At 67.2% G+C, this 19,810-nt stretch carries 18 protein-coding genes; 2 read left to right on the top strand and 16 right to left on the bottom strand.

Features of this window, described 5'->3' with window-relative positions; translation table 11 throughout:
- Positions 1-65: 65 nt before the first annotated feature.
- From AC07OC_RS08655 to AC07OC_RS08675, 5 genes are all read right to left on the bottom strand, one after another.
- On the bottom strand, positions 66-929 hold the full coding sequence (locus AC07OC_RS08655) for an LOG family protein (RefSeq protein ID WP_218297496.1): 864 nt from the start codon (positions 927-929) through the stop codon (positions 66-68).
- Positions 930-1,030: 101 nt separating this feature from the next.
- Positions 1,031-1,417 carry a fluoride efflux transporter CrcB gene (gene crcB / locus AC07OC_RS08660; RefSeq protein ID WP_218338755.1) on the bottom strand — a complete coding sequence of 129 codons (387 nt, stop codon included), beginning with the start codon at positions 1,415-1,417 and terminating at the stop codon, positions 1,031-1,033.
- 134 nt (positions 1,418-1,551) lie between these two features.
- On the bottom strand, positions 1,552-2,862 hold the full coding sequence (locus AC07OC_RS08665) for a TRAP transporter large permease (protein ID WP_218297494.1): 1,311 nt from the start codon (positions 2,860-2,862) through the stop codon (positions 1,552-1,554).
- Positions 2,863-3,055: 193 nt separating this feature from the next.
- The gene (locus AC07OC_RS08670; RefSeq protein ID WP_218297597.1) at positions 3,056-3,592 is read right to left on the bottom strand and encodes a TRAP transporter small permease; all 537 of its coding nucleotides are present in this window, start codon (positions 3,590-3,592) and stop codon (positions 3,056-3,058) included.
- A 9-nt stretch (positions 3,593-3,601) separates the two neighbouring features.
- Positions 3,602-4,618, bottom strand: a complete 1,017-nt coding sequence (locus AC07OC_RS08675; protein WP_218297493.1) for a TRAP transporter substrate-binding protein — start codon at positions 4,616-4,618, stop codon at positions 3,602-3,604.
- Between the two features lie 172 nt (positions 4,619-4,790).
- On the opposite strand from AC07OC_RS08675, the gene AC07OC_RS08680 reads away from it, so the two are divergent.
- Together AC07OC_RS08680 and AC07OC_RS08685 are read left to right on the top strand one after the other, a co-directional pair.
- Positions 4,791-5,321, top strand: coding sequence for a winged helix DNA-binding protein (locus tag AC07OC_RS08680; RefSeq protein ID WP_218297492.1), 531 nt, complete (start codon positions 4,791-4,793; stop codon positions 5,319-5,321).
- 106 nt (positions 5,322-5,427) lie between these two features.
- Positions 5,428-9,057: a hydantoinase B/oxoprolinase family protein gene (locus AC07OC_RS08685; RefSeq protein WP_494600830.1), complete on the top strand. Its 3,630-nt coding sequence runs from the start codon at positions 5,428-5,430 to the stop codon at positions 9,055-9,057.
- A gap of 51 nt (positions 9,058-9,108) precedes the next feature.
- Here AC07OC_RS08685 and mnhG read toward each other — a convergent pair whose 3' ends face one another.
- The 11 genes from mnhG to rpsA form a co-directional block, all read right to left on the bottom strand.
- A complete protein-coding gene (gene mnhG / locus AC07OC_RS08690) occupies positions 9,109-9,495 on the bottom strand; it encodes a monovalent cation/H(+) antiporter subunit G (protein ID WP_218338753.1) in 387 nt (128 codons plus the stop codon).
- Positions 9,492-9,770, bottom strand: a complete 279-nt coding sequence (locus AC07OC_RS08695; RefSeq protein ID WP_055402533.1) for a K+/H+ antiporter subunit F — start codon at positions 9,768-9,770, stop codon at positions 9,492-9,494. The genes mnhG and AC07OC_RS08695 overlap by 4 nt, the downstream gene beginning before the upstream one ends.
- Positions 9,767-10,288, bottom strand: coding sequence for a Na+/H+ antiporter subunit E (locus tag AC07OC_RS08700; RefSeq protein WP_218297489.1), 522 nt, complete (start codon positions 10,286-10,288; stop codon positions 9,767-9,769). The genes AC07OC_RS08695 and AC07OC_RS08700 overlap by 4 nt, the downstream gene beginning before the upstream one ends.
- Positions 10,285-12,006: a monovalent cation/H+ antiporter subunit D gene (locus AC07OC_RS08705; protein WP_255590832.1), complete on the bottom strand. Its 1,722-nt coding sequence runs from the start codon at positions 12,004-12,006 to the stop codon at positions 10,285-10,287. Before AC07OC_RS08705 ends, AC07OC_RS08700 begins: the two co-directional genes overlap by 4 nt.
- 159 nt (positions 12,007-12,165) lie before the next feature.
- Positions 12,166-12,531 carry a Na+/H+ antiporter subunit C gene (locus AC07OC_RS08710; protein ID WP_142146595.1) on the bottom strand — a complete coding sequence of 122 codons (366 nt, stop codon included), beginning with the start codon at positions 12,529-12,531 and terminating at the stop codon, positions 12,166-12,168.
- On the bottom strand, positions 12,522-15,470 hold the full coding sequence (locus AC07OC_RS08715) for a monovalent cation/H+ antiporter subunit A (RefSeq protein ID WP_218338752.1): 2,949 nt from the start codon (positions 15,468-15,470) through the stop codon (positions 12,522-12,524). Before AC07OC_RS08715 ends, AC07OC_RS08710 begins: the two co-directional genes overlap by 10 nt.
- Before the next feature lie 116 nt (positions 15,471-15,586).
- Entirely contained in the window at positions 15,587-16,006 is a 420-nt protein-coding gene (locus tag AC07OC_RS08720; RefSeq protein ID WP_218338751.1) for a ComEA family DNA-binding protein, read from the bottom strand.
- A 47-nt stretch (positions 16,007-16,053) separates the two neighbouring features.
- Positions 16,054-17,211 (bottom strand): lipopolysaccharide assembly protein LapB, encoded by a 1,158-nt coding sequence (lapB, locus tag AC07OC_RS08725; RefSeq protein WP_218338750.1) that lies wholly within the window; start codon positions 17,209-17,211, stop codon positions 16,054-16,056.
- Positions 17,201-17,533 (bottom strand): LapA family protein, encoded by a 333-nt coding sequence (locus AC07OC_RS08730; protein WP_218297485.1) that lies wholly within the window; start codon positions 17,531-17,533, stop codon positions 17,201-17,203. The genes lapB and AC07OC_RS08730 overlap by 11 nt, the downstream gene beginning before the upstream one ends.
- A 121-nt stretch (positions 17,534-17,654) precedes the next feature.
- On the bottom strand, positions 17,655-17,990 hold the full coding sequence (locus AC07OC_RS08735) for an integration host factor subunit beta (RefSeq protein WP_255590831.1): 336 nt from the start codon (positions 17,988-17,990) through the stop codon (positions 17,655-17,657).
- Positions 17,991-18,075: 85 nt separating this feature from the next.
- Positions 18,076-19,776, bottom strand: a complete 1,701-nt coding sequence (gene rpsA, locus AC07OC_RS08740; protein WP_370627717.1) for a 30S ribosomal protein S1 — start codon at positions 19,774-19,776, stop codon at positions 18,076-18,078.
- Positions 19,777-19,810: the final 34 nt, after the last annotated feature.

Raw genomic sequence — 19,810 nt, forward strand, 5'->3', positions numbered from 1 at the left:
AGGCCACGCCCCCGCACGCGGCCGCCGGCAGGTGGTGCCGTACCGTGCCGCGACGCAGCGCGGATCTACAGCTGGTAGAACGACTTGATCAGGCCCCAGGCTTCCTGCGGGTCGTCGGTGTAGTGGAACAGGCCCAGATCCTGTGCCGAGATCGTGCCCTGTTCGACCAGCACCTCGAAGTTGATCAGGCGCTTCCAGTAGTCCGTGCCGAACAGCACGATGGGCACGGGCTTGGCCTTTTTCGTCTGCACCAGCGTGAGCACCTCGAACAGCTCGTCCAGCGTGCCGAAGCCGCCCGGGAAGGCCACCAGGGCCTTGGCGCGCATCATGAAATGCATCTTGCGCAGCGCGAAGTAGTGGAACTTGAAGCTCAGGGTCGGCGAGATGAAGCGGTTGCCGCTTTGCTCATGGGGCAGGGCTATGTTCAGCCCCACGTTGAGCGCGCCCACGTCATGCGCGCCGCGGTTGGCGGCCTCCATGATGCCGGGGCCGCCACCGGTGCAGATGTAGATGCGGTCGGCGGGCGGCTGCAGCTCGCTGTGTTCCGCGACGATGCGAGCGAACTGGCGGGCCAGGTCGTAGTAGCGGGCGTTGCGCACGGCCTGGTGCGCGCGCTGCAGGCGCACTTCGTCGCCGCTGGCCTCGGCTTCGGCCAGCTGGGACGCGGCCTCGTCGGGCGCGACGAAACGGGCGCTGCCGTAGACCACGATGGTGTTCTCGATGCCCTGCTCGATCTGGCCGAGGTCGGGCTTGAGCATCTCCAGCTGGAAGCGGATGCCGCGCGTTTCGCGGCGGAACAGGAATTCGGGGTCTGCAAACGCGAGCCGGTAGGCGTCGGCGTGCAGCGGATTGCCGTTGGCGGCGTGGCTTTGCAGCTCCGCCCAGGCATCGGCCAGGCGGCGTTCATTCAGTTGGGTGTTGGCATCCATGGCAGATCAGGAAAACGCGGCCGGCCGGTGCGCGAGCGCGGGTCGGCAGTGGGTTGAATGGGGGGTGGTTGGCGGCCGTTGTGCCCGATTATCACGCACGATCAGGCGCGCCCTGCTAGCAAAAGAGTAGCAGTTTGGATGCCCAGCACGGTCAGCGTGAGCGAACCGAGCAGGTGCACGGAGGTGGTGCCCAGCGCGAGCAGGTAGCGCTGCTGCTGCAGCATGCCCACGACCTCGGCCGAAAAGCTGGAGAACGTGGTGAGGCCGCCGAGAAAGCCTGTGACGAGGGCCAGCCGCCACACCGGGTCCAGCTGGGGCAGGGCCTGGAACACGGCCACGCACACGCCTACCAGATAGCCCCCAACGAGGTTCGCGGCCAGCGTGCCCCAGGGCATGAGCGCTCCCACGGTGTTCAGCCACATGCCCAGCCGCCAGCGCGCCAGCGCGCCCAGACTGGCGCCGATGCAGATAGCCATGACTGCGAGCATGGTGCGATCACTCCCCGTAAATTGGATGCGGGCGCTATTGTGGCCCACGCCGGCCGTTCACGGCCTGCGCCCCGCGGCGGGGCCGGCCTCGCCGCAGCCTTCCGGGCGCGGCGGCGTGGACCGGCTGAGGGCGGCTACTTCTCCACGCCCATGACCAGGTCGGGAAGGATGGTCACGATCTGCGGGAAGATCGTGATGAGTGCGATGCACACCACCAGGCACAGGAAGAAAGGAATGGCGGCGCGCGCGATGGTGTTGCTGTCCTTGCCGGTCATGTTCTGCAGCACGAAGAGGTTGAAACCGACGGGCGGCGTGACCTCGGCGATCTCCACCAGCAGCACGATGAAGATGCCGAACCAGATCAGGTCGAAGCCGGCCTGCTGGATCATGGGCAGCACCACGGCGCTGGTGAGCACGATCATGCTGATGCCGTCGAGCGCGGTGCCCAGCACCAGGTAGACCACCACCAGCACGCTGATGAGCGCGAACGGCGACAGGTGCATGGCGTTGACCCATTGGGCCAGCTCGCGCGGAATGCCGGTGAAGGCCATGGTCTTGGTGAGGAAGGCGGCGCCGGCCAGGATGAACATGATCATGCAGCTGGTGCGCGTGGTGCCCATCAGGCCTTCCTTGAAGTTCTGCCAGGTGAGCGAGCGGCTCCACAGCGCCAGGCCCAGCGATCCCACCACGCCGTAGGCCGCGCACTCGGTGGCGGTGGCGTAGCCCGTGACGAGCACCGCCACGATGAACACGATGAGCACGCCCACGGGGATCAGGTTGCCCGACTTGCGGATCTTCTCGCGCAGGGAGGAGGGCGGGTCGGCGGCGGGCACCTTGTCGGGGTTGCGCAGGCTCCACCAGCCGATGTAGCCCGAGAACAGCAGCATCAGGAGGATGCCCGGCAGGAAGCCCGCCAGGAAGATGCGGATGATGGAGGCATCGGCGGCCACGGCGTACACCACCATGGTGATGGAGGGCGGGATCAGGATGCCCAGCGTGCCGGCCGTGGCCAGCGCGCCCAGCGCCAGCTTCTCGTCGTAGCCGCGCTTCATGAGCTCGGGCAGCGCCACCTTGCTGATGGTGGCGCAGGTGGCCGCCGACGAGCCCGAGACCGAGCCGAAGATGCCGCAGCCCAGGATGGTGGTGTGCATCAGCCGGCCGGGCACGCGGTTGAGCCAGGGGCGCAGTCCCTCGAACATCTCCTCGGAGAGCTTGGTGCGAAACAGGATCTCGCCCATCCAGATGAACAGCGGCAGCGCCGCCAGCTCCCAGCTCGCGTTGCTCTCCCAGAACGCCGAGAACAAATTCTTGGCCGGCTGCGTGGAGGTGAAGAACGCCTGCCCGACCCAGCCGCAGATCGCCAGGGTCATGGCGATCCACACACCGCCGGACAGGAGCACCAGCATGAGCAGCAGCAATACGCCACCCACCATCAAGATATCCATATCGAACTTTCTGGGCCGATGAGCGCTATGCCCGATGCAGCCTGTTGTTATCGGTACTCACACCGCAATGCGCTTCCAGCGCACCGCAAAAACCGGCGCTGCCAAACGCCAGTGCCACCGTGGAGCCGGCTTCGCCGGGCCACCAGTGGCATCCCCATCGGGGGAAGGCGCGCAGCGCCTCAGGGGGGCTTCTCTAGATATCAGAAGAAAAGTCGCCCTTGGCATGGCGCTCTTCGACGGCGCGCACGAAGGTCGGCACGCCGCCGCGCAGCACGATGATGAATTCATCGACCACGGCCACCCACAGCAGGATGGAGCCGAGCGCGAAGCTCAGCTGCGGAATCCACAGCGGCATGGGCAGGAGGCCCTGGGAGATGTCGTTGAACTCCCAGCTCTCGTAGGTGTAGCTGCAGGCCGCCCACATGAGGTAGCCCACGGCCACGGACCCGATGGCCAGCGACACCACCTCGAGCTGGCGGCAGCGGCGCGGGGACAGCTTTTCCAGCAGCAGCGTCACGCGCACGAAGTCGCCGTGCTTGAAGGCATGCGCCATGGCCAGGAACGCGGCAGCCGCGCAGAACCAGGCCACGATGTCGTTGATGGCACCGGTGCGCAGGCCCAGCTCGCGCATGATGCTCTGCGCGATCATGAGCACGCAGATGAGCGCGATGAATGCCGCGCCCAGTGCGCCGGCGGCGAGGTAGATGCGGTCGAGCCAGCGGCGCAGCATGGTCACGGCTTACTTCTTGGCCGCAGCGGCCGTGGCCGGGCCACCCTTGCGGTAGGCCGCGATGATCGCTTCGCCTTCCGGGCCGGCTTTCTTGAGCCAGTCGGCCAGCATGATCTCGCCCACCTGGCGCATGTCGGCCATGAGCTTGGGCGCGGGGGTGACGATCTTCATGCCCTTTTCAGCGAGGGCCTTCTTGTACCACTCGGTCTTTTCGGCGCTGACCTTCCAGCCGCGAGTCTCGGCCTCGGCCGAGGCCTTGAGCAGGGCGTCCTGGCTGGGCTTGTCGAGCGCGTCGAAGGCCTTCTTGTTCACGATGACCGCGTTCTTGGGCAGCCAGGCCTGGGTGTCGTGAAAGAGCTTGATGCTTTCATAGATCTTGCTGTCGTAGCCCGTGGAGCCGGAGGTCATGGTGGCTTCCACCACGCCCGTGGCCAGGGCCTGCGAGAGTTCCGCCGCCTGGATGGTCACGGGCTGCGCGCCGATCAGCTCGGCGATCTTGGCGGTGGCGGGGCTGTAGGCGCGCCACTTGATGCCGCGCAGGTCGGCCACCGAGGCCAGTTCCTTCTTGGAGTAGATGCCTTGTGGCGGCCAGGCCACGGCATACAGCAGCTTCATGCCCTGCGTGCCCAGCAGCTTGTCCAGCGAGGCCTTCTGCGCGTCGTACAGGCGCTTGGAGTCGGCATACGAGGTGGCCAGGAAGGGAATGCCGTCCACGCCGTACAGCGGGTTTTCGTTCTCGAAGTTGCCCAGCAGGATTTCGCCCGCCGGCGCCTGGCCGCCCTGCACGGCGCGCTTGATTTCGTTGGCCTTGAACAGCGAGGCGTTGGCATGCACGGTGATCTTGAGCTTGCCGGCGGTGGCGGTGTCCACGTCCTTGGCGAACTGCATCAGGTTCTCCGTGTGGAAGTTGCTCACCGGGTAGGCGGCCGCAAGGTCCCATTTGGCCTGGGCCTGGGCCGAGGTGGCAGACATGCCCAGTGCCAGGGCCATTCCCAGGGCAGTGGTGGAGAAGATTCGACGCTTCATGGAGTGCTCCGCAAGGTGGATCGTGGGGGTAAGCCACTGTATAGAAAGCAATCGGCCGTGGCATAGGTGTTTTGCCTAAACGCTGACAAATTGCCAACAAATCATTGTCGAGTTGCCTACAATGGCCTATGCATATCCCGTGCCAGATTCGACTGTTGTGGAGGCGGTGTTCATGAAACCAGGGGCCAAGGCCAAGGGCGATTCCGGTCCGATCGTGTCGTCCGCGCACCTGGTGTCGGCGCAGAGCGCGGAGATGAGCGAGTTCGAGTTCGGGCTCATCGTCGCGGGCAATGCCTTTCACCGCTGGGTGGTGCATTGCATGTCGGCTGCCGGCCTGAAGGACCTGACCCCGCTGGATGTGGTGGTGCTGCACCACGTGACGCACCGCGCGCGCGACAAACGCCTGGCCGACATCTGCTTCATCATGAACGTGGAAGACACGCACCTGGTGAACTACGCGCTCAAGAAGCTGCAGAACCTGGGGGTCGTCGCATCACAGAAGAATGGCAAGGAAGTGACCTATGCCGCCACCGAATCCGGCCGCGCCTACGTGCAGCGCTACCGCGAGATCCGCGAGAGCTGCCTGATCGATGCGCTGCAGGCGGACGATTCGCTCAACCGCGACATTGGCGAGCTGGCCCGGTTGCTGCGTGTGCTTTCCGGCATGTACGACCAGGCGGCGCGCTCGGCCGCCTCCCTGTGACCCGCGGCACGCACGGTATTTCAATCCAACAATGCTCCTGCGCTTGGTGTACAAGCGCAAAAAGCTATCAATAACATAGCAAAAGATGTCCAACCAACCTTCCCACATGTCCCGCTGGCAGTTCTGGATCGACCGGGGGGGCACCTTCACCGACGTGGTGGGCAAGCGGCCCGACGGCAGCCTGGTCACGCACAAGCTGCTGTCCGAGAACCCCGAGCAGTACAAGGACGCCGCCGTGGCGGGCATCCGCCACCTGCTGGGCCTTGCACCTGGCGAGCCGGTGACACCCGCACTGGTGGAGTGCGTGAAGATGGGTACCACGGTGGCCACCAACGCGCTGCTGGAGCGCAAGGGCGAGCCCACGCTGCTCATCACCACCAAGGGCTTCAAGGATGCGCTGCGCATCGCGTACCAGAACCGTCCGCGTTTGTTCGACCGGCGCATCGTGCTGCCCGAGCTGCTGTACGAGCGCGTGGTCGAGGCCCAGGAGCGCGTGGGCGCGCGCGGCGAGGTGATCGAGCCGCTGGATGAGGCGCACCTCAAGGAACGCCTGTGGGCCGCCTATGACGCGGGCCTGCGCAGCGCAGCCGTCGTGTTCATGCACGGCTACCGCTACACCGCGCACGAAGAGGCCGCCGCGCGCATCGCGCGCGAGGTGGGCTTCACGCAGGTGAGCGCCTCGCACGCCACCAGCCCCATGATGAAGTTCGTGAGCCGGGGCGACACCACCGTGGTGGACGCCTACCTCTCGCCCATCCTGCGCCGCTATGTGGAGCAGGTCGCCAGCGAGATGCCGGGCGTCAAGCTGTTCTTCATGCAATCGTCGGGCGGGCTGACCGATGCGCAGGTGTTCCAGGGCAAGGACGCGATCCTGAGTGGCCCCGCGGGCGGCATCGTGGGCATGGCGCGCACCGCCGGGCTGGCGGGGCACGCCAAGGTGATCGGCTTCGACATGGGCGGCACCTCCACCGACGTGAGCCACTACGCGGGGGAGTTCGAGCGCGAGTTCGAGACCCAGGTGGCCGGCGTGCGCATGCGCGCCCCGATGATGAGCATTCACACCGTGGCCGCCGGTGGCGGTTCCATCCTGGGGTTCGACGGCGCGCGCTTTCGCGTGGGCCCCCAGAGCGCGGGCGCCAACCCCGGCCCCGCCAGCTACCGCCGGGGCGGCCCGCTGGCCGTCACCGACGCCAATGTGATGGTGGGCAAGATCCAGCCCGCGCATTTCCCGAAGGTGTTTGGCCACGGCGCCAACGAGGCGCTGGATGGCGATGCCGTGGTGCAGAAATTTGATGGCCTTGCCACGCAGGCCGGGCGCAAGGCCGAGGATGTCGCCCACGGCTTCATCCAGATCGCCGTGCAGCAGATGGCCAACGCGATCAAGAAGATCAGCGTGGCGCGCGGCTACGACGTGACGCGCTACACGCTGCAATGCTTTGGCGGCGCGGGCGGCCAGCACGCCTGCCTGGTGGCCGATGCCCTGGGCATGACGCGGGTGTTCGTGCACCCGCTGGCGGGCGTGCTCAGTGCCTACGGCATGGGCCTGGCGGACCAGAACGTGATCCGCGAGCAGGCGGTGGAGGCCAAGCTCGCGCCCGAGGCGCTGGCAGGCATTGAGGCCACGCTGGAACAACTGGCCACCACCGCGCGCACCGAGCTGGAGCGCCAGCAGGCGGGTGCAGGCACAGCCGTGGTGCACCGCCGCGTGCACGTGCGCTACGAGGGCAGCGACTCCGCGCTCATCGTCCCGTTGGGCTCGCTGGCCGAAATCACCGCCGCGTTCGAGAACGCCTACCGCCAGCGCTTTGCGTTCCTCATGCAGGGCAAGGGCCTGGTGGTGGAGGCCGTGTCGGTGGAGGCCGTGCTGCCCGGCGACGCGCCCGTGGAGCCGCGCCACACGCTGCAGCCCGCGCGCGACGTGCCGCGCCGCAGCACCGTGCGCATGTACACCGGCGGCATCGACGGCGTGGCCGCGTGGCATGACGCCGCGCTCGTGGTGCGCGAAGACTTGCGCCCTGGCGACGTGATCCCCGGCCCGGCCATCATTGCCGAGAAAAACGCCACCACCATCGTCGAACCCGGCTGGGAGGCCCGGCTGACCGAGCTGGACCATCTGCTGCTCGACCGCCGCGTGGCCCGTGCCGTGCAGCATGCGGTGGGCACCACGGTGGACCCGGTGCTGCTCGAAGTGTTCAACAACCTGTTCATGAACATCGCCGAGCAGATGGGGCTGCAGCTGCAGAACACGGCGTATTCGGTGAACATCAAGGAGCGGCTGGACTTCAGTTGCGCGCTGTTCGACACGGCGGGCAACCTGATCGCCAACGCGCCGCACATGCCGGTGCATCTGGGCTCGATGGGTGAGAGCATCAAGACGGTGATCCGCGAGAACGCGGGCAAGATGCAGCCGGGTGATGTGTATGTGCTCAACGACCCGTACCACGGTGGCACGCACTTGCCAGACATCACCGTCATCACGCCGGTCTACCTTGCCGACGAGGCCGCGCCCACGTTCTACGTGGGCAGCCGGGGCCACCACGCCGATGTGGGCGGCACCACCCCCGGCTCCATGCCGCCGTTCTCCACGCGCATCGAGGAAGAGGGCGTGCAGATCAACAACGTGAAGCTGGTCGAGCGCGGCGTGCTGCGCGAGGCGGAGATGGTCGCTCTGCTCGAAAGCGGCGAATACCCCAGCCGCAACCCGCAGCAGAACATGGCCGATTTGCGCGCGCAGATCGCGGCCAACGAAAAGGGCCAGCAGGAGCTGCGCCGCATGGTCGGCGAGTTCGGCCTGGATGTGGTGTTGGCCTACATGCGCCACGTGCAGGACAACGCCGAGGAATCGGTGCGCCGTGTCATCACGCGCCTGAAGGATGGTGCGTTCACGCTGCCCCTGGACAACGGCGCGCAGATCAGCGTGGCCGTGAAGGTGGACGCGAAGAACCGCAGCGCCACCATCGACTTCACCGGCACCAGCGCGCAGCAGACGAACAACTTCAATGCACCCACGGCGGTGTGCATGGCGGCGGTGTTGTATGTGTTCCGCACGCTGGTGGATGACGACATTCCGCTCAACGCGGGGTGCCTGAAGCCGCTCAATGTCATCATCCCGCCCGGCAGCATGCTCAACCCCAACCCGCCGGCCTCGGTGGTGGCGGGCAATGTGGAGACTTCCACCTGCATCACCAACGCACTGTATGGCGCGCTGGGCCTGATGGCGGCGGGGCAGTGCACCATGAACAACTTCACCTTTGGCAGCACGCGCTACCAGTATTACGAGACGATCTCGGGCGGCAGCGGCGCGGGGGGCGTGTGGGATGCCAACGGGCAACTGGCGGGTGGTTTTGCAGGCACCAGCGTCGTGCAGTGCCACATGACCAACTCGCGCCTGACGGACCCCGAGGTGCTGGAGTTCCGCTTCCCCGTGCGGCTGGAGGGCTACGAGATCCGCAAGGGCTCGGGCGGCGCCGGGCAGTGGAAGGGCGGTGACGGTGGCATTCGCCGCGTGCGTTTCCTGGAGCCCATGACGGCCAGCATCCTGTCGAACGGCCGCCACCATGGCGCATTTGGCATGGCGGGCGGCCAGCCGGGTGCCGTGGGCATCAACAAGGTGGTGCGCAGCGATGGCCGGGTGGAGCTGCTGGACCACATCGGCCAGGCCGAGATGCAACCGGGCGACGTGTTTGAAATCCACACGCCGGGCGGCGGCGGATTCGGATCTTCAGGCCAAAAATAGGGGTGAAAATGGCCGCTGGCGCTTGTCCATCAAGCGCTGGCAGCTATTAATTCAGGAGTCTTCGGTTTCCTGTGCTGCCCTGGGTTGGCTCAGGCTCGGCGGCACATTCAGCCCCATCTGCCGCGCGCGGAACAACGCCGCGCGCATCAAGAAGATCGACATGATCGGCACCGTGATCGCCACGAACACGGCGATCAACAGCGCATGCAGCGCCAGGCTGCGGTCGGCCACCGAGAAGTACAGCACCGTGCCATGCATGATCAGCCAGCAGCCCAGCGTGGCGATGATGGCGGGCGCATGCACACGCTCGAAGAACGTGGGCAGGCGCAGCAGGCCGGTGGAGCCCAGCAGCGCCAGCCCCGCACCCGACAGCACCAGCACGGCCACGATGATTTCGAGCCACAGCGGAAGAACGGCGATGGTGGCGGCTTCGGTCATTCGATCACCTCGCCACGCAGCAAAAACTTGGCCATGGCCATGGAGCCGACAAAACTGAACAGCGCCAGCAGCAGGGCGGCCTCGAAATAGTTCTTGCTGCCGTACAGCAGGCCCAGCACCAGCATCACCAGCATGCCGCTGAGGTACATGCAGTCGAGCGCCAGCACGCGGTCCTGCGCGGAAGGGCCCTTGAGCAGGCGGATCAGCGCGCAGCCCATGGCCAGGGCCAGCATGAACAGGGCGATGGGCAGGGCCCAATCCAGGATCGGTGTCATTCAAAGATCTCCATCAAGGGGCGTTCGTAGCGCTGCTTGACGCTGGCGGCCATCGCTTCGGCGTCGTCCAGCTCCAGCACGTGCAGCAGCAGCATGCTGCGGTCCAGCGAGAGTTCGGCCCAGGCGGTGCCGGGGGTGATGCAGACGATCGTGGCCAGCACGGCCAGGGCATTGGGGTCGCGCACGTCCAGCGGAATGTGCACGAAGCCCGAGGGGTGCCGCCGGCGGCCCGGCGCGAGCAGCAGGCGCGCCACGGCCAGGTTGGAGCGGGTGGTGTCCGCCACCACCGTGAATGCCAGGCGCAGCACGGCACCGGGTTTGCGGATGCGCACGGGCAACGGGCGCAGCCCGGCCGTGAGCAGCGGGATGGCCAGCGCGAGCACCGTGCCCAGCACGATGTGGCCCGCGCTCAGGCTGCGGTTGAGCAGCAGCCACAGCGCCAGCAGCGCCAGCGAGAGCACGGGGGCGGGCACCAGGCGCTTGAAGGGCCGCTGTACGGGGGTGTTGCGGGGCTTCATGGGGGCGTGGTTCCTTGGGGTGCGGGCGCATCCGCGTGGGGCGGGTTGGGCACCGGCGCGGCGGTCATCACGGCGCGCACATAGGTGGACGGGGCATGCAGCGCGTCGGCCGTGGCCTGGGTGTAGCGCATCACGGCCCCCGCCTGCCATACCAGGGCCGCGCTGGCCAGCAGCAGCAGGGCGATGGGCAGGCCTTCCAGCACCAGCAGCTTGGGGGATGTGCGGTCGTGCGCCGCCCAGAAATGGCGGATGCCCGCGCGCGTGAGCGCCAGCAGCGCGAGCAGGCCCGACCCCACCAGCAGCGCCACCAGCATCCAGCCCGCGGCGCCCAGTTGGAATCCGTGGGATGCCCCCAGGCCCAGCGGATTGAAGAGCGCGTGGACCATGGCGAACTTGCCCACGAATCCCGGCAGGGGCGGCAGGCCCGCGATGATCAGCGTGCAGGCCATGAACGCCAGCCCCAGGAACGCCGCCGCCGCAGGGATGACCTGGCCGATGAGTGCCTCCTCCTGGTCGTCGAGGTTCATGCCTTCGGTGGGCACCAGGTCGGCGGACAGGAACGGGGCGTCGTCGGTCTGCTCGTAGGGGGCGAGGTTGGAGCCGTCGTTGCGCCAGCGGTCGATCAGGTCGGCCAGCAGGAACAGCGCGCTCACGGCCAGCGTGGAGCTGAGCAGGTAGTACAGCAGCCCGGCCGTGAGCAGGTTCTGCCCGAAGCCGACCGCCGCCAGCAGCGTGCCCGACGACAGGATGGCGCTGAAGCCCGCCAGGTGCCCCAGGCGCTGCGAGCCCAGCATGCCGATGGCGCCGAAGGCCATCGTGAGCATGCCGCCGCCGATGAGCCACTGGCCGCCGAACTGGGCCGATTCGCCGGCCTCGGCGCCAAACAGCAGTGTCCACAGCCGCAGCAGGCTGTACACGCCCACCTTGGTCATCAGCGCGAACAGCGCCCCCACGGGGGCCGTGGCCGCGCTGTAGGCGGGTACCAGCCAGAAGTTGAGGGGCCATACCGCCGCCTTGATGAGAAAGGCCACCGCGAGGACCGCCGCAGCGGCGTGCAGCAGGCCGCGGTCCGCTGGCGCGACGGCGGCGATGTTTTGCGCCAGGTCGGCCATGTTCAGGGTGCCGGTGATGCCGTAGAGCATGGACACGCCGATCAGGAACAGCGACGAGGCCGCCAGGTTGATGGCGATGTAGTGCAGCCCCGCCGACACGCGCGGGCGGCCCGAGCCGTGCAGCAGCAGGCCGTAGGACGCGGCCAGCATGATCTCGAAGAACACGAACAGGTTGAACAGGTCGGCCGTGAGGAACGCGCCCGCCAGCCCCATGAGCTGGAACTGGAACAGCGGGTGGAAGTGCACCCCCGCGCGGTGCCAGCGCGCCGCCGAGAACAGCACGGTGGCCAGCGCCACGGTGCTGGCGAGCACCAGCATCATGGCGGAGAGCCGGTCGATGCCGAGCACGATGCCGAACGGCGCCGGCCAGTTGCCCGGCAGGTACACCGCCAGGCTGTTGTGAAGGGCGGGGTCCTTGGCCTGCACGAGCAGCAGCACGGCCACCACCAGGCCCAGGAAGGTCGAGGCGATGTTGAGCGTGACCTTGGTGCGCTGGCGCTCCTCGCGCAGCAGCAGCATGAGCCCGGCCGTGAGCAGGGGCAGCGCGATGGGCGCGAGGATCAGGTGTGGCATCAGCCGCTCCAGTAGGAGGTGCACGGATGTCATGTCAGGACTCCATGGCGCTGCGCATGAAAAGGGCGCGCCTCAGGCCAGGGCAGCCGAGCCAGGGCCGCCCCGCCGCGAGGGCTGCGTCCCCCTGCCCGCAGCGCACAGCGCTGCGAGAGCGGGGGGAAGCGGCGAAGCCGCTCAGGGGGGTGTTCTTCATCATGGCATTTCCTGCACGTCTTTGCCCTTGGTGCCGTCCACATGGTCGGTGCCCGCCATGCCGCGCGATGCCAGCAGCACCACGAGGAAGAGGGCGGTCATGGCGAAGCCGATCACGATGGCCGTGAGCGTGAGCGCCTGGGGCATGGGGTCGGCGTAGTGGGCCAGGTCCTGGGGCAGGCCGGGCTGCAGCACGGGCTCCTTGTCGATGGCCAGGCCCAGGCGGCCCATGCTGAAGATGAAGAGGTTGACGGCGTACGACAGCAGCGACAGGCCCATGATGATCTGGAAGGTGCGGGGGCGCAGCAGCAGCCACACGCCCGAGCCGGTGAGCACGCCGATGGCCAGGGCCAGAATCAGTTCCATGGGCCTTCTCCCTGTGTCGCCGCGGCGGCCTGAACCTCATCGGCCGTGCGTGCGTTGTTGTAGCGGTGGCTGCGCACCGACTGGTGGGCGATGCCGGTGAGGATGAGCATGGTCGAGCCCACCACCAGCGTGAACACGCCGATGTCGAAGAACAGCGCGCTGGCCACGTGCACCTCGCCCACCCAGGGCAGGTGCAGGTGGGCCGTGTGGCTGGTCAGGAAGGGGTAGCCCCAGGCCCAGGCCCCCAGGCCGGTGGCCAGCGCGGCCAGCAGGCCCACGCCGATCCAGCGGCGCGGGTACAGGGGCAGGTGGGCTTCGACCCACGAGGTGCCCGAGACGATGTACTGCAGCAGCAGCGCCACCGAGAACACCAGCCCCGCCACGAAACCGCCGCCGGGCTCGTTGTGCCCGCGCATGAACAGGTACATGGACACGAGGGTCGCGAACGGCAGCATCAGCCGCACCAGCACGGCGGGCACCATGAGGTAGCCCACGGCGGTGTCGGCGGTCTGGCGCGGGTTGGACAGGTCGGTGTCAACATCGGCGGGCAGCGCGCGCTGCTGGGGCGGCAGGTCCATCACCTCGCGCGCGGGCCGAAAGCGCCGCAGCAGCGCATACACCGTCAGGGCCACGATGCCCAGCACCACGATCTCGCCAAAGGTGTCGAAGCCCCGGAAGTCCACCAGCATCACGTTGACGACATTGGTGCCCCCGCCTTCGCTGAGCGCGCGCTCCAGGAAGAAGGTGGAGGTGCTGTCGGGGAAGGGCCGGCTCATCATCGCGAACGACAGCAGGGCCATGCCCGCACCCGTGGTCAGCGCCAGCGCCATGTCGCGGTAGCGGCGCAGCTGGGTGCGGCGCTCTTCGGCCAGCGTGGGCTTGCGCAGGGCTTCGTCGCGGCGCGGCAGCCAGCGCAGGCCCAGCAGGATGAGGATGGTCGTCACGACCTCCACCACGATCTGCGTGAGCGCCAGGTCGGGGGCTGAAAACCAGAGGAAGGTCAGGCACACGCACAGCCCCGCGCCACCCAGCAGCGTGAGTGCCGCCAGCCGGTGGTACTTGGCCTGCCAGGCCGCCGCCATGGCGCACAGCCCGCCCAGCAGCCACAGCAGCGCGAAGGCCGGAGACAGCGGCAGCTGCGCCCGGTCGCCAATGGGCAGGCCACGAGCCCACAGGGGCAGCACGCAGGCCACCAGCGCGGCACTCACCAGCCACAGCATCTGCCACTGCAGCCGCCCGGTGCCCAGCATCCGGCGGCCATGGCGGCCCCACTGGGTGACGGCCGCCAGGGTGCCTTCGAACAGCCGCTGGCCGCTGATGTGGTGCATGACCGGCGGCGCATCCAGCACGCCTTTTTCGCGCTGCCAGCGCAGCAGGGCATACAGCGCGATGCCCCCGCCCAGGGCCACCAGGCTCATCACGAACGGTGTGTTGAACCCGTGCCAGACCGCCAGGCTGTAGGTGGGCAGCTCGCCCCCCACCACCGGCCGCGCGGCCGCGGCCAGGTAGGCGCCCACGGACCAGGCAGGCAGCGTGCCCACCACCAGGCAGGCCAGCACGAGCAGTTCCACCGGCACCCGCATCCAGTGCGGCGGCTCGTGGGGTGGGCGCGGCAGGTCGGTGGCGGGCGGGCCCCAGAACACATCCACCGTGAAGCGCAGCGAATACGCCACGCTGAACATGCCCGCCACGGTGGCGGCCACGGGCAGCAGCCATTCCAGCATCGGCGTGGTGTTCACGTACACCGTTTCGGCAAAGAACATCTCCTTGGACAGGAAGCCGTTGAGCAGCGGCACGCCGGCCATCGCCGCGCTGGCCACCATGGCCAGCGTGGCGGTGATGGGCATCATCGTGCGCAGGCCCGACAGGCGGCGGATGTCGCGCGTGCCACTTTCATGGTCCACGATGCCCACGGCCATGAACAGCGAAGCCTTGAAGGTGGCGTGGTTCATGATGTGGAACACGGCGGCCACGGCGGCCAGCGGGCTGTTCAGGCCGAGCAGCAGGGTGATGAGCCCGAGGTGCGAGATGGTCGAATAGGCCAGCAGGCCCTTGAGGTCGTTCTGGAACATGGCCGCGTAGCCACCCACCAGCAGCGTGCAAAGGCCCGCCCCCCCCACCAGCCAGAACCATGCCTCGGTGCCCGCGAGCGCGGGCCACATCCGCGCCAGCAAGAACACGCCCGCCTTGACCATGGTGGCCGAGTGCAGGTACGCCGACACAGGCGTGGGCGCGGCCATGGCGTGGGGCAGCCAGAAGTGGAACGGGAACTGCGCGCTCTTGGTCAGCGCACCCAGCAGGATCAGCACCAGCGCGGTCAGGTACAGCGGGTGCGCCTTGATCAGTGCGCCGGCGGCCAGCACGTGGTCGAGGTCGTAGCTGCCCACGATGTGGCCCAACACCAGCATGCCGGCCAGCATGCACAGGCCGCCCGTGCCCGTGACCGTGAGCGCCATGCGTGCCCCACGCCGCGCATCCTTGCGGTGGTGCCAGTAGCCGATCAGCAGGAAGGAGAACAGGCTGGTCAGCTCCCAGAAGAACGCGATCTGGATGATGTTGCCCGACAGCACCACGCCCGCCATCGCACCCATGAACGCCAGGAAGAACGCAAAAAAGCGCGGCACCGGGTCGGCCGCCGACATGTAGTAGCGCGCATACAGCACCACCAGGCTGCCCACGCCCAGCACCAGCATGCAGAACATCCACGCGAAACCGTCCATGCGGATGACCAGGTTCAGGCCCAGCGCGGGCAGCCACTCGATCTCCTGCCGCAATACGCCGCCGTCGGCGATCTCGGGAAAACACAGCGCGACCTGCACGGTGCAGAACACGGCGATCAGCCCCGCCAGCGTGGACTCGGTGTTGCGCGCATTGGCGGGCAGCACGGCCGCCAGAAGGCTGCCGATGAAGGGAAGGAGAATGAGGGTGATCAGGGGCATGCGCGAACAATTTTAGGGGTTCGCTCCAAAGCCCCTGCCCGGGCCTTGCCGTTGTGCAGCCGGTGGGCACAAAAAGACAAGCCCGCCGAGGCGGGCCTGAAGCCTGAAGAGCGTGCTTAGCTTTTGCTAGCGCTGGCGGCGGCAGCGTGCCCTGGCGCCGTGGCGGCAGGAGGCGCCGCATCGTTCCCCGTGCCCCCGTGGGGCTTGCGGTCCACGGCTTGTTTCCTGCTGCCGTGGTGGTTTTTCGCTTCGGCCCTGGCGGCCGCTGCGGCGCTGTATTTCTTGCCGCCGACCGTCAGGCCTTCCCTGGAGAAATTCACCGCGCTCTTGGGTCCCACGCCGCCGACACGGCCGATGAAGTCGCCCCAGTCCTTGAAAGGCGCGTTCCTGCGCTCTTCCAGGATCCGGCCTGACAGGCCGGGACCGATGCCCTTGATGCCGTCGAGTTCAGCCTCGGTGGCGGTGTTCACGTCCACGGCGGCGAATGCCGCGGCGGCACACAGCGCGGCGAAAAGGGCAAGCAGTTTCTTCAGCATGGCGAATGGTCTCCTGGTGGGGGTGGCGCGGCCTGGCCCGGCGGCTTTCAGAGTTCCTCGACGCGGCGCGCCGGATAGCTGTCCCAGGTCTGGCAGCCGGGGCACTGCCAGAAATGCTGGCGTGCCTCGAACCCGCAGGCCGCGCAGCGGTAGCGGGTGAGCGGCTTGACGGCATGCTCCAGCGCACGCTGGATCTGGGGGTGGAACTCCTCGTGCTCCAGCTTCTCGGCGGCCAGCCATTTGGCGGCGGCCACGAGCGAGCGTTCCTTGTCCAGGTGCTGCACATAGCGCTGCCGTGCCGTGCCGCGCGTGGCGTCGTCGGCGGCTTCCATGGCCACGATGCTTTCGAGCACGTCCAGGGACGGTGCCTGCGCGTAGTGCGCCTGCAGCAGCGCCTGCGCTTCCGGTGTGCGCCCCGTGGCGGTGGCGGCTTCGGCGAGCAGCGCGGCGGCCAGGGGCAAGGCGGCGGGGTTGCGCTCGCCCAGTGTTTTCAGGGTGGCCAGCACGGCGGCGGGCTGGCCCATGAGGCGCTGCAGGCGCGCCAGCTCGATGCGCGCGCGGGCGGCCTCCGGGGCGGCGGCCACGGCCTGCTCCAGCAGGGCCTGGGCACCGGGCAGGTCCCCCTGGGTGCTCAGCGCCAGGGCCTGCTCGCACAGGTAGTGGGCCTGGCGGGTGCTGAAGTCGCCCTGATCGGCGTCGTGCATCTTGCGGGCGATGGTGGCGGCATGGGGCCAGTCGCGCGAACGTTCATAGATGGCCAGCAGCGCCAGGCGGGCCTGGGCCTCGAAGGGCGTCCCCTCCAGGCGGTGCAGGGCTTCTTCCGCGCGGTCGAGCAGGCCGGCCTTGAGGAAGTCGAGCGCCAGCGCGTGCTGGGCACGCTCGCGGTCGGTGCGGGAGAGGTCGCCGCGCGAGAGCAGGTGCTCGTGCACGCGCACGGCACGGTCGTATTCGCCCCGGCGGCGGAACAGGTTGCCCAGCGCAAAGTGCAGCTCCGAGGTGTCGGGGTCGTTCTGCACCGCCTCGATGAAGGCGTCGATGGCCTGGTCCTGCTGCTCGTTGAGCAGGAAGTTCAGGCCCTTGAAGTAGGCCTTGGGCGCGCGGCGGTTCTCGGCGCGCAGCTGGCGCAGGTCGAAGCGCGATGCCAGCCAGCCCAGCACGAAGGCCACGGGCAGGCCCAGCAGAATCCAGGTCAGGTCAAATTCCATGGGCGGAGGGCAGGTCGGGCGGTGGTGGCGGGGCAGGGGGGGCCGTGCTGGCCGCGGCGGCGGGGGCCGATGCCGGCGCGGGGGACGCCACGGCGGCATGGGCGCGGCGCGCGGCGGCGCGGTGCCTCCACCAGCGCGGCACCATGCCCAGCACCCCGACGGCCAGGCCTGCCGAGAAGGCGGTCAGCACCACCAGCACCAGGGGTGCGCGCCATTGGGTGCCAAAGAAGAAGTGCACGGTGGCGTCCTGCTGGTTGTTCAGCGCGAAGGCAAACAGCGTAAAAAAAATGGCTGCCTTGAGCAGCCACAGGAGGTATTTCATCGGTCTCCCCAGTGGTGGGGCGATTCTAAGAGCTTGCGCATGCGGGGCGGCGGGGCTCCCGGAGGGCTGGTATCCAGATCAAAAAGGCCTTTGGCGCTTGCTCATCAAGCGCTGCTAGCTATCATTTTTGAATGGATGTGTTGCTTGCCGTGCCGGAGTTTTCTTCCATTTCGGCGGTGCGCTTGTCCACGGCTTCGCGCAGGGCCTTGCCGGGCTTGAAATGGGGTACGCGCTTTTCGGGGATGGCCACGGCCTCGCCGCTGCGCGGATTGCGGCCCATGCGGGGAGGGCGGTGGTTCACCGAGAAGCTGCCAAAGCCCCGGATCTCGATGCGGTGCCCACGCACCAGGGCCTCGCCCACGGCGTCCAGAATGGTCTTGACGGCGTATTCGGCATCGCGGTGTGTCAGCTGGCCGAAACGGGCGGCCAGTTCTTCGACGAGGTCTGAGCGGGTCATGGAATCTTGGGACATAGGCAGTCTTGGCTGAAAAAAGAGCGGGCGCCGAGGCGCCCGCTGTCTGACCGTTTAACGGGTCAGCGCTTTACTTTTCCGAGTTGTCCAGCTTGGCGCGCAGCAGGGCGCCCAGGCTGGTCGTGCCGGCGCTTTCGCGGCTCGATTGCTGGCTCAGGTTGGCCATGGCGCCTTGTTCGTCGGCCATGTCCTTCTGCTTGATCGACAGCTGGATGTTGCGGGTCTTGCGATCCACGTTGACCACCACAGCGGTGACTTCGTCGCCTTCCTTGAGCACGTTGCGGGCATCTTCCACGCGGTCGCGGGAGATTTCCGAAGCGCGCAGGTAGCCCACGATGTCTTCGCCGAGGTCGATTTCAGCGCCACGGGCGTCCACGGTCTTGACCTTGCCGGTCACCGTCTGGCCCTTGTCGTTCACGGTCACGAAGGTCGTGAATGGGTCGCCGTCGAGTTGCTTGATGCCCAGCGAGATGCGCTCGCGGTCCACGTCCACGGCCAGCACGATGGCTTCCACTTCCTGGCCCTTCTTGTAGTTGCGAACAGCGGCTTCGCCGGGTTCGTTCCACGAGAGGTCGGACAGGTGCACCAGGCCGTCGATGCCGGCAGCCAGGCCCACGAACACGCCGAAGTCGGTGATCGACTTGATCGGACCCTTGACGCGGTCGCCGCGCTTGGTGTCCTGTGCGAATTCCTGCCATGGGTTGGCCTTGCACTGCTTCATGCCCAGGCTGATGCGGCGCTTGTCTTCGTCGATTTCCAGGACCATGACTTCGACTTCGTCGCCCAGCGAAACCAGCTTGGCGGGAGCGATGTTCTTGTTGGTCCAGTCCATTTCGGAGACGTGCACCAGGCCTTCGATGCCGGGTTCGAGTTCCACGAATGCGCCGTAGTCGGCGATGTTCGTGATCTTGCCGAACAGGCGCGTGCCTTGGGGGTAGCGGCGGTTCACGCCCATCCATGGGTCGTCGCCCATTTGCTTCAGACCCAGCGAGACACGGTTCTTCTCGGTGTCGAACTTCAGGATCTTGGCCGTGATTTCCTGGCCAGCCGTCACCACTTCCGATGGGTGACGCACGCGGCGCCATGCCATGTCGGTGATGTGCAGCAGGCCGTCGATGCCGCCCAGGTCCACGAACGCACCGTATTCGGTGATGTTCTTGACCACGCCTTGAACGATGGAGCCTTCCTTCAGGGTTTCCATCAGCTTGGCGCGCTCTTCGCCCATGGAGGCTTCCACCACGGCGCGGCGGCTCAGCACCACGTTGTTGCGCTTGCGGTCGAGCTTGATGACCTTGAATTCCATGGTCTTGTTTTCGTACGGCGTCAGATCCTTGATCGGACGCGTATCGATCAGCGAACCGGGCAGGAACGCGCGGATGCCGTTGACCAGGACAGTCAGGCCGCCCTTGACCTTGCCGGACGTGGTGCCGGTGACGAATTCGCCGGATTCCAGGGCCTTTTCCAGGCTCATCCAGGAAGCCAGACGCTTGGCGGTGTCGCGCGACAGAATGGTGTCGCCGTAGCCGTTTTCGATGGAGCCAATGGCCACCGACACGAAGTCACCCACTTGGACTTCGACTTCGCCCTTGTCGTTCTTGAACTCTTCCAGCGGCACGTAGGCTTCGGACTTGAGGCCGGCGTTGACCACGACGAAGTTGTGCTCGACGCGCACGACTTCAGCGGTGATCACTTCGCCTGGGCGCATTTCCGTACGCTGCAGGGATTCTTCAAAAAGGGCGGCAAAAGATTCGGACATGTGTTTCCTTGCCACAAACAGGATTCCAGTAGCACCATTGCTACTGTTT

The organism is Acidovorax sp. GW821-FHT10E04, assembly GCF_059415185.1.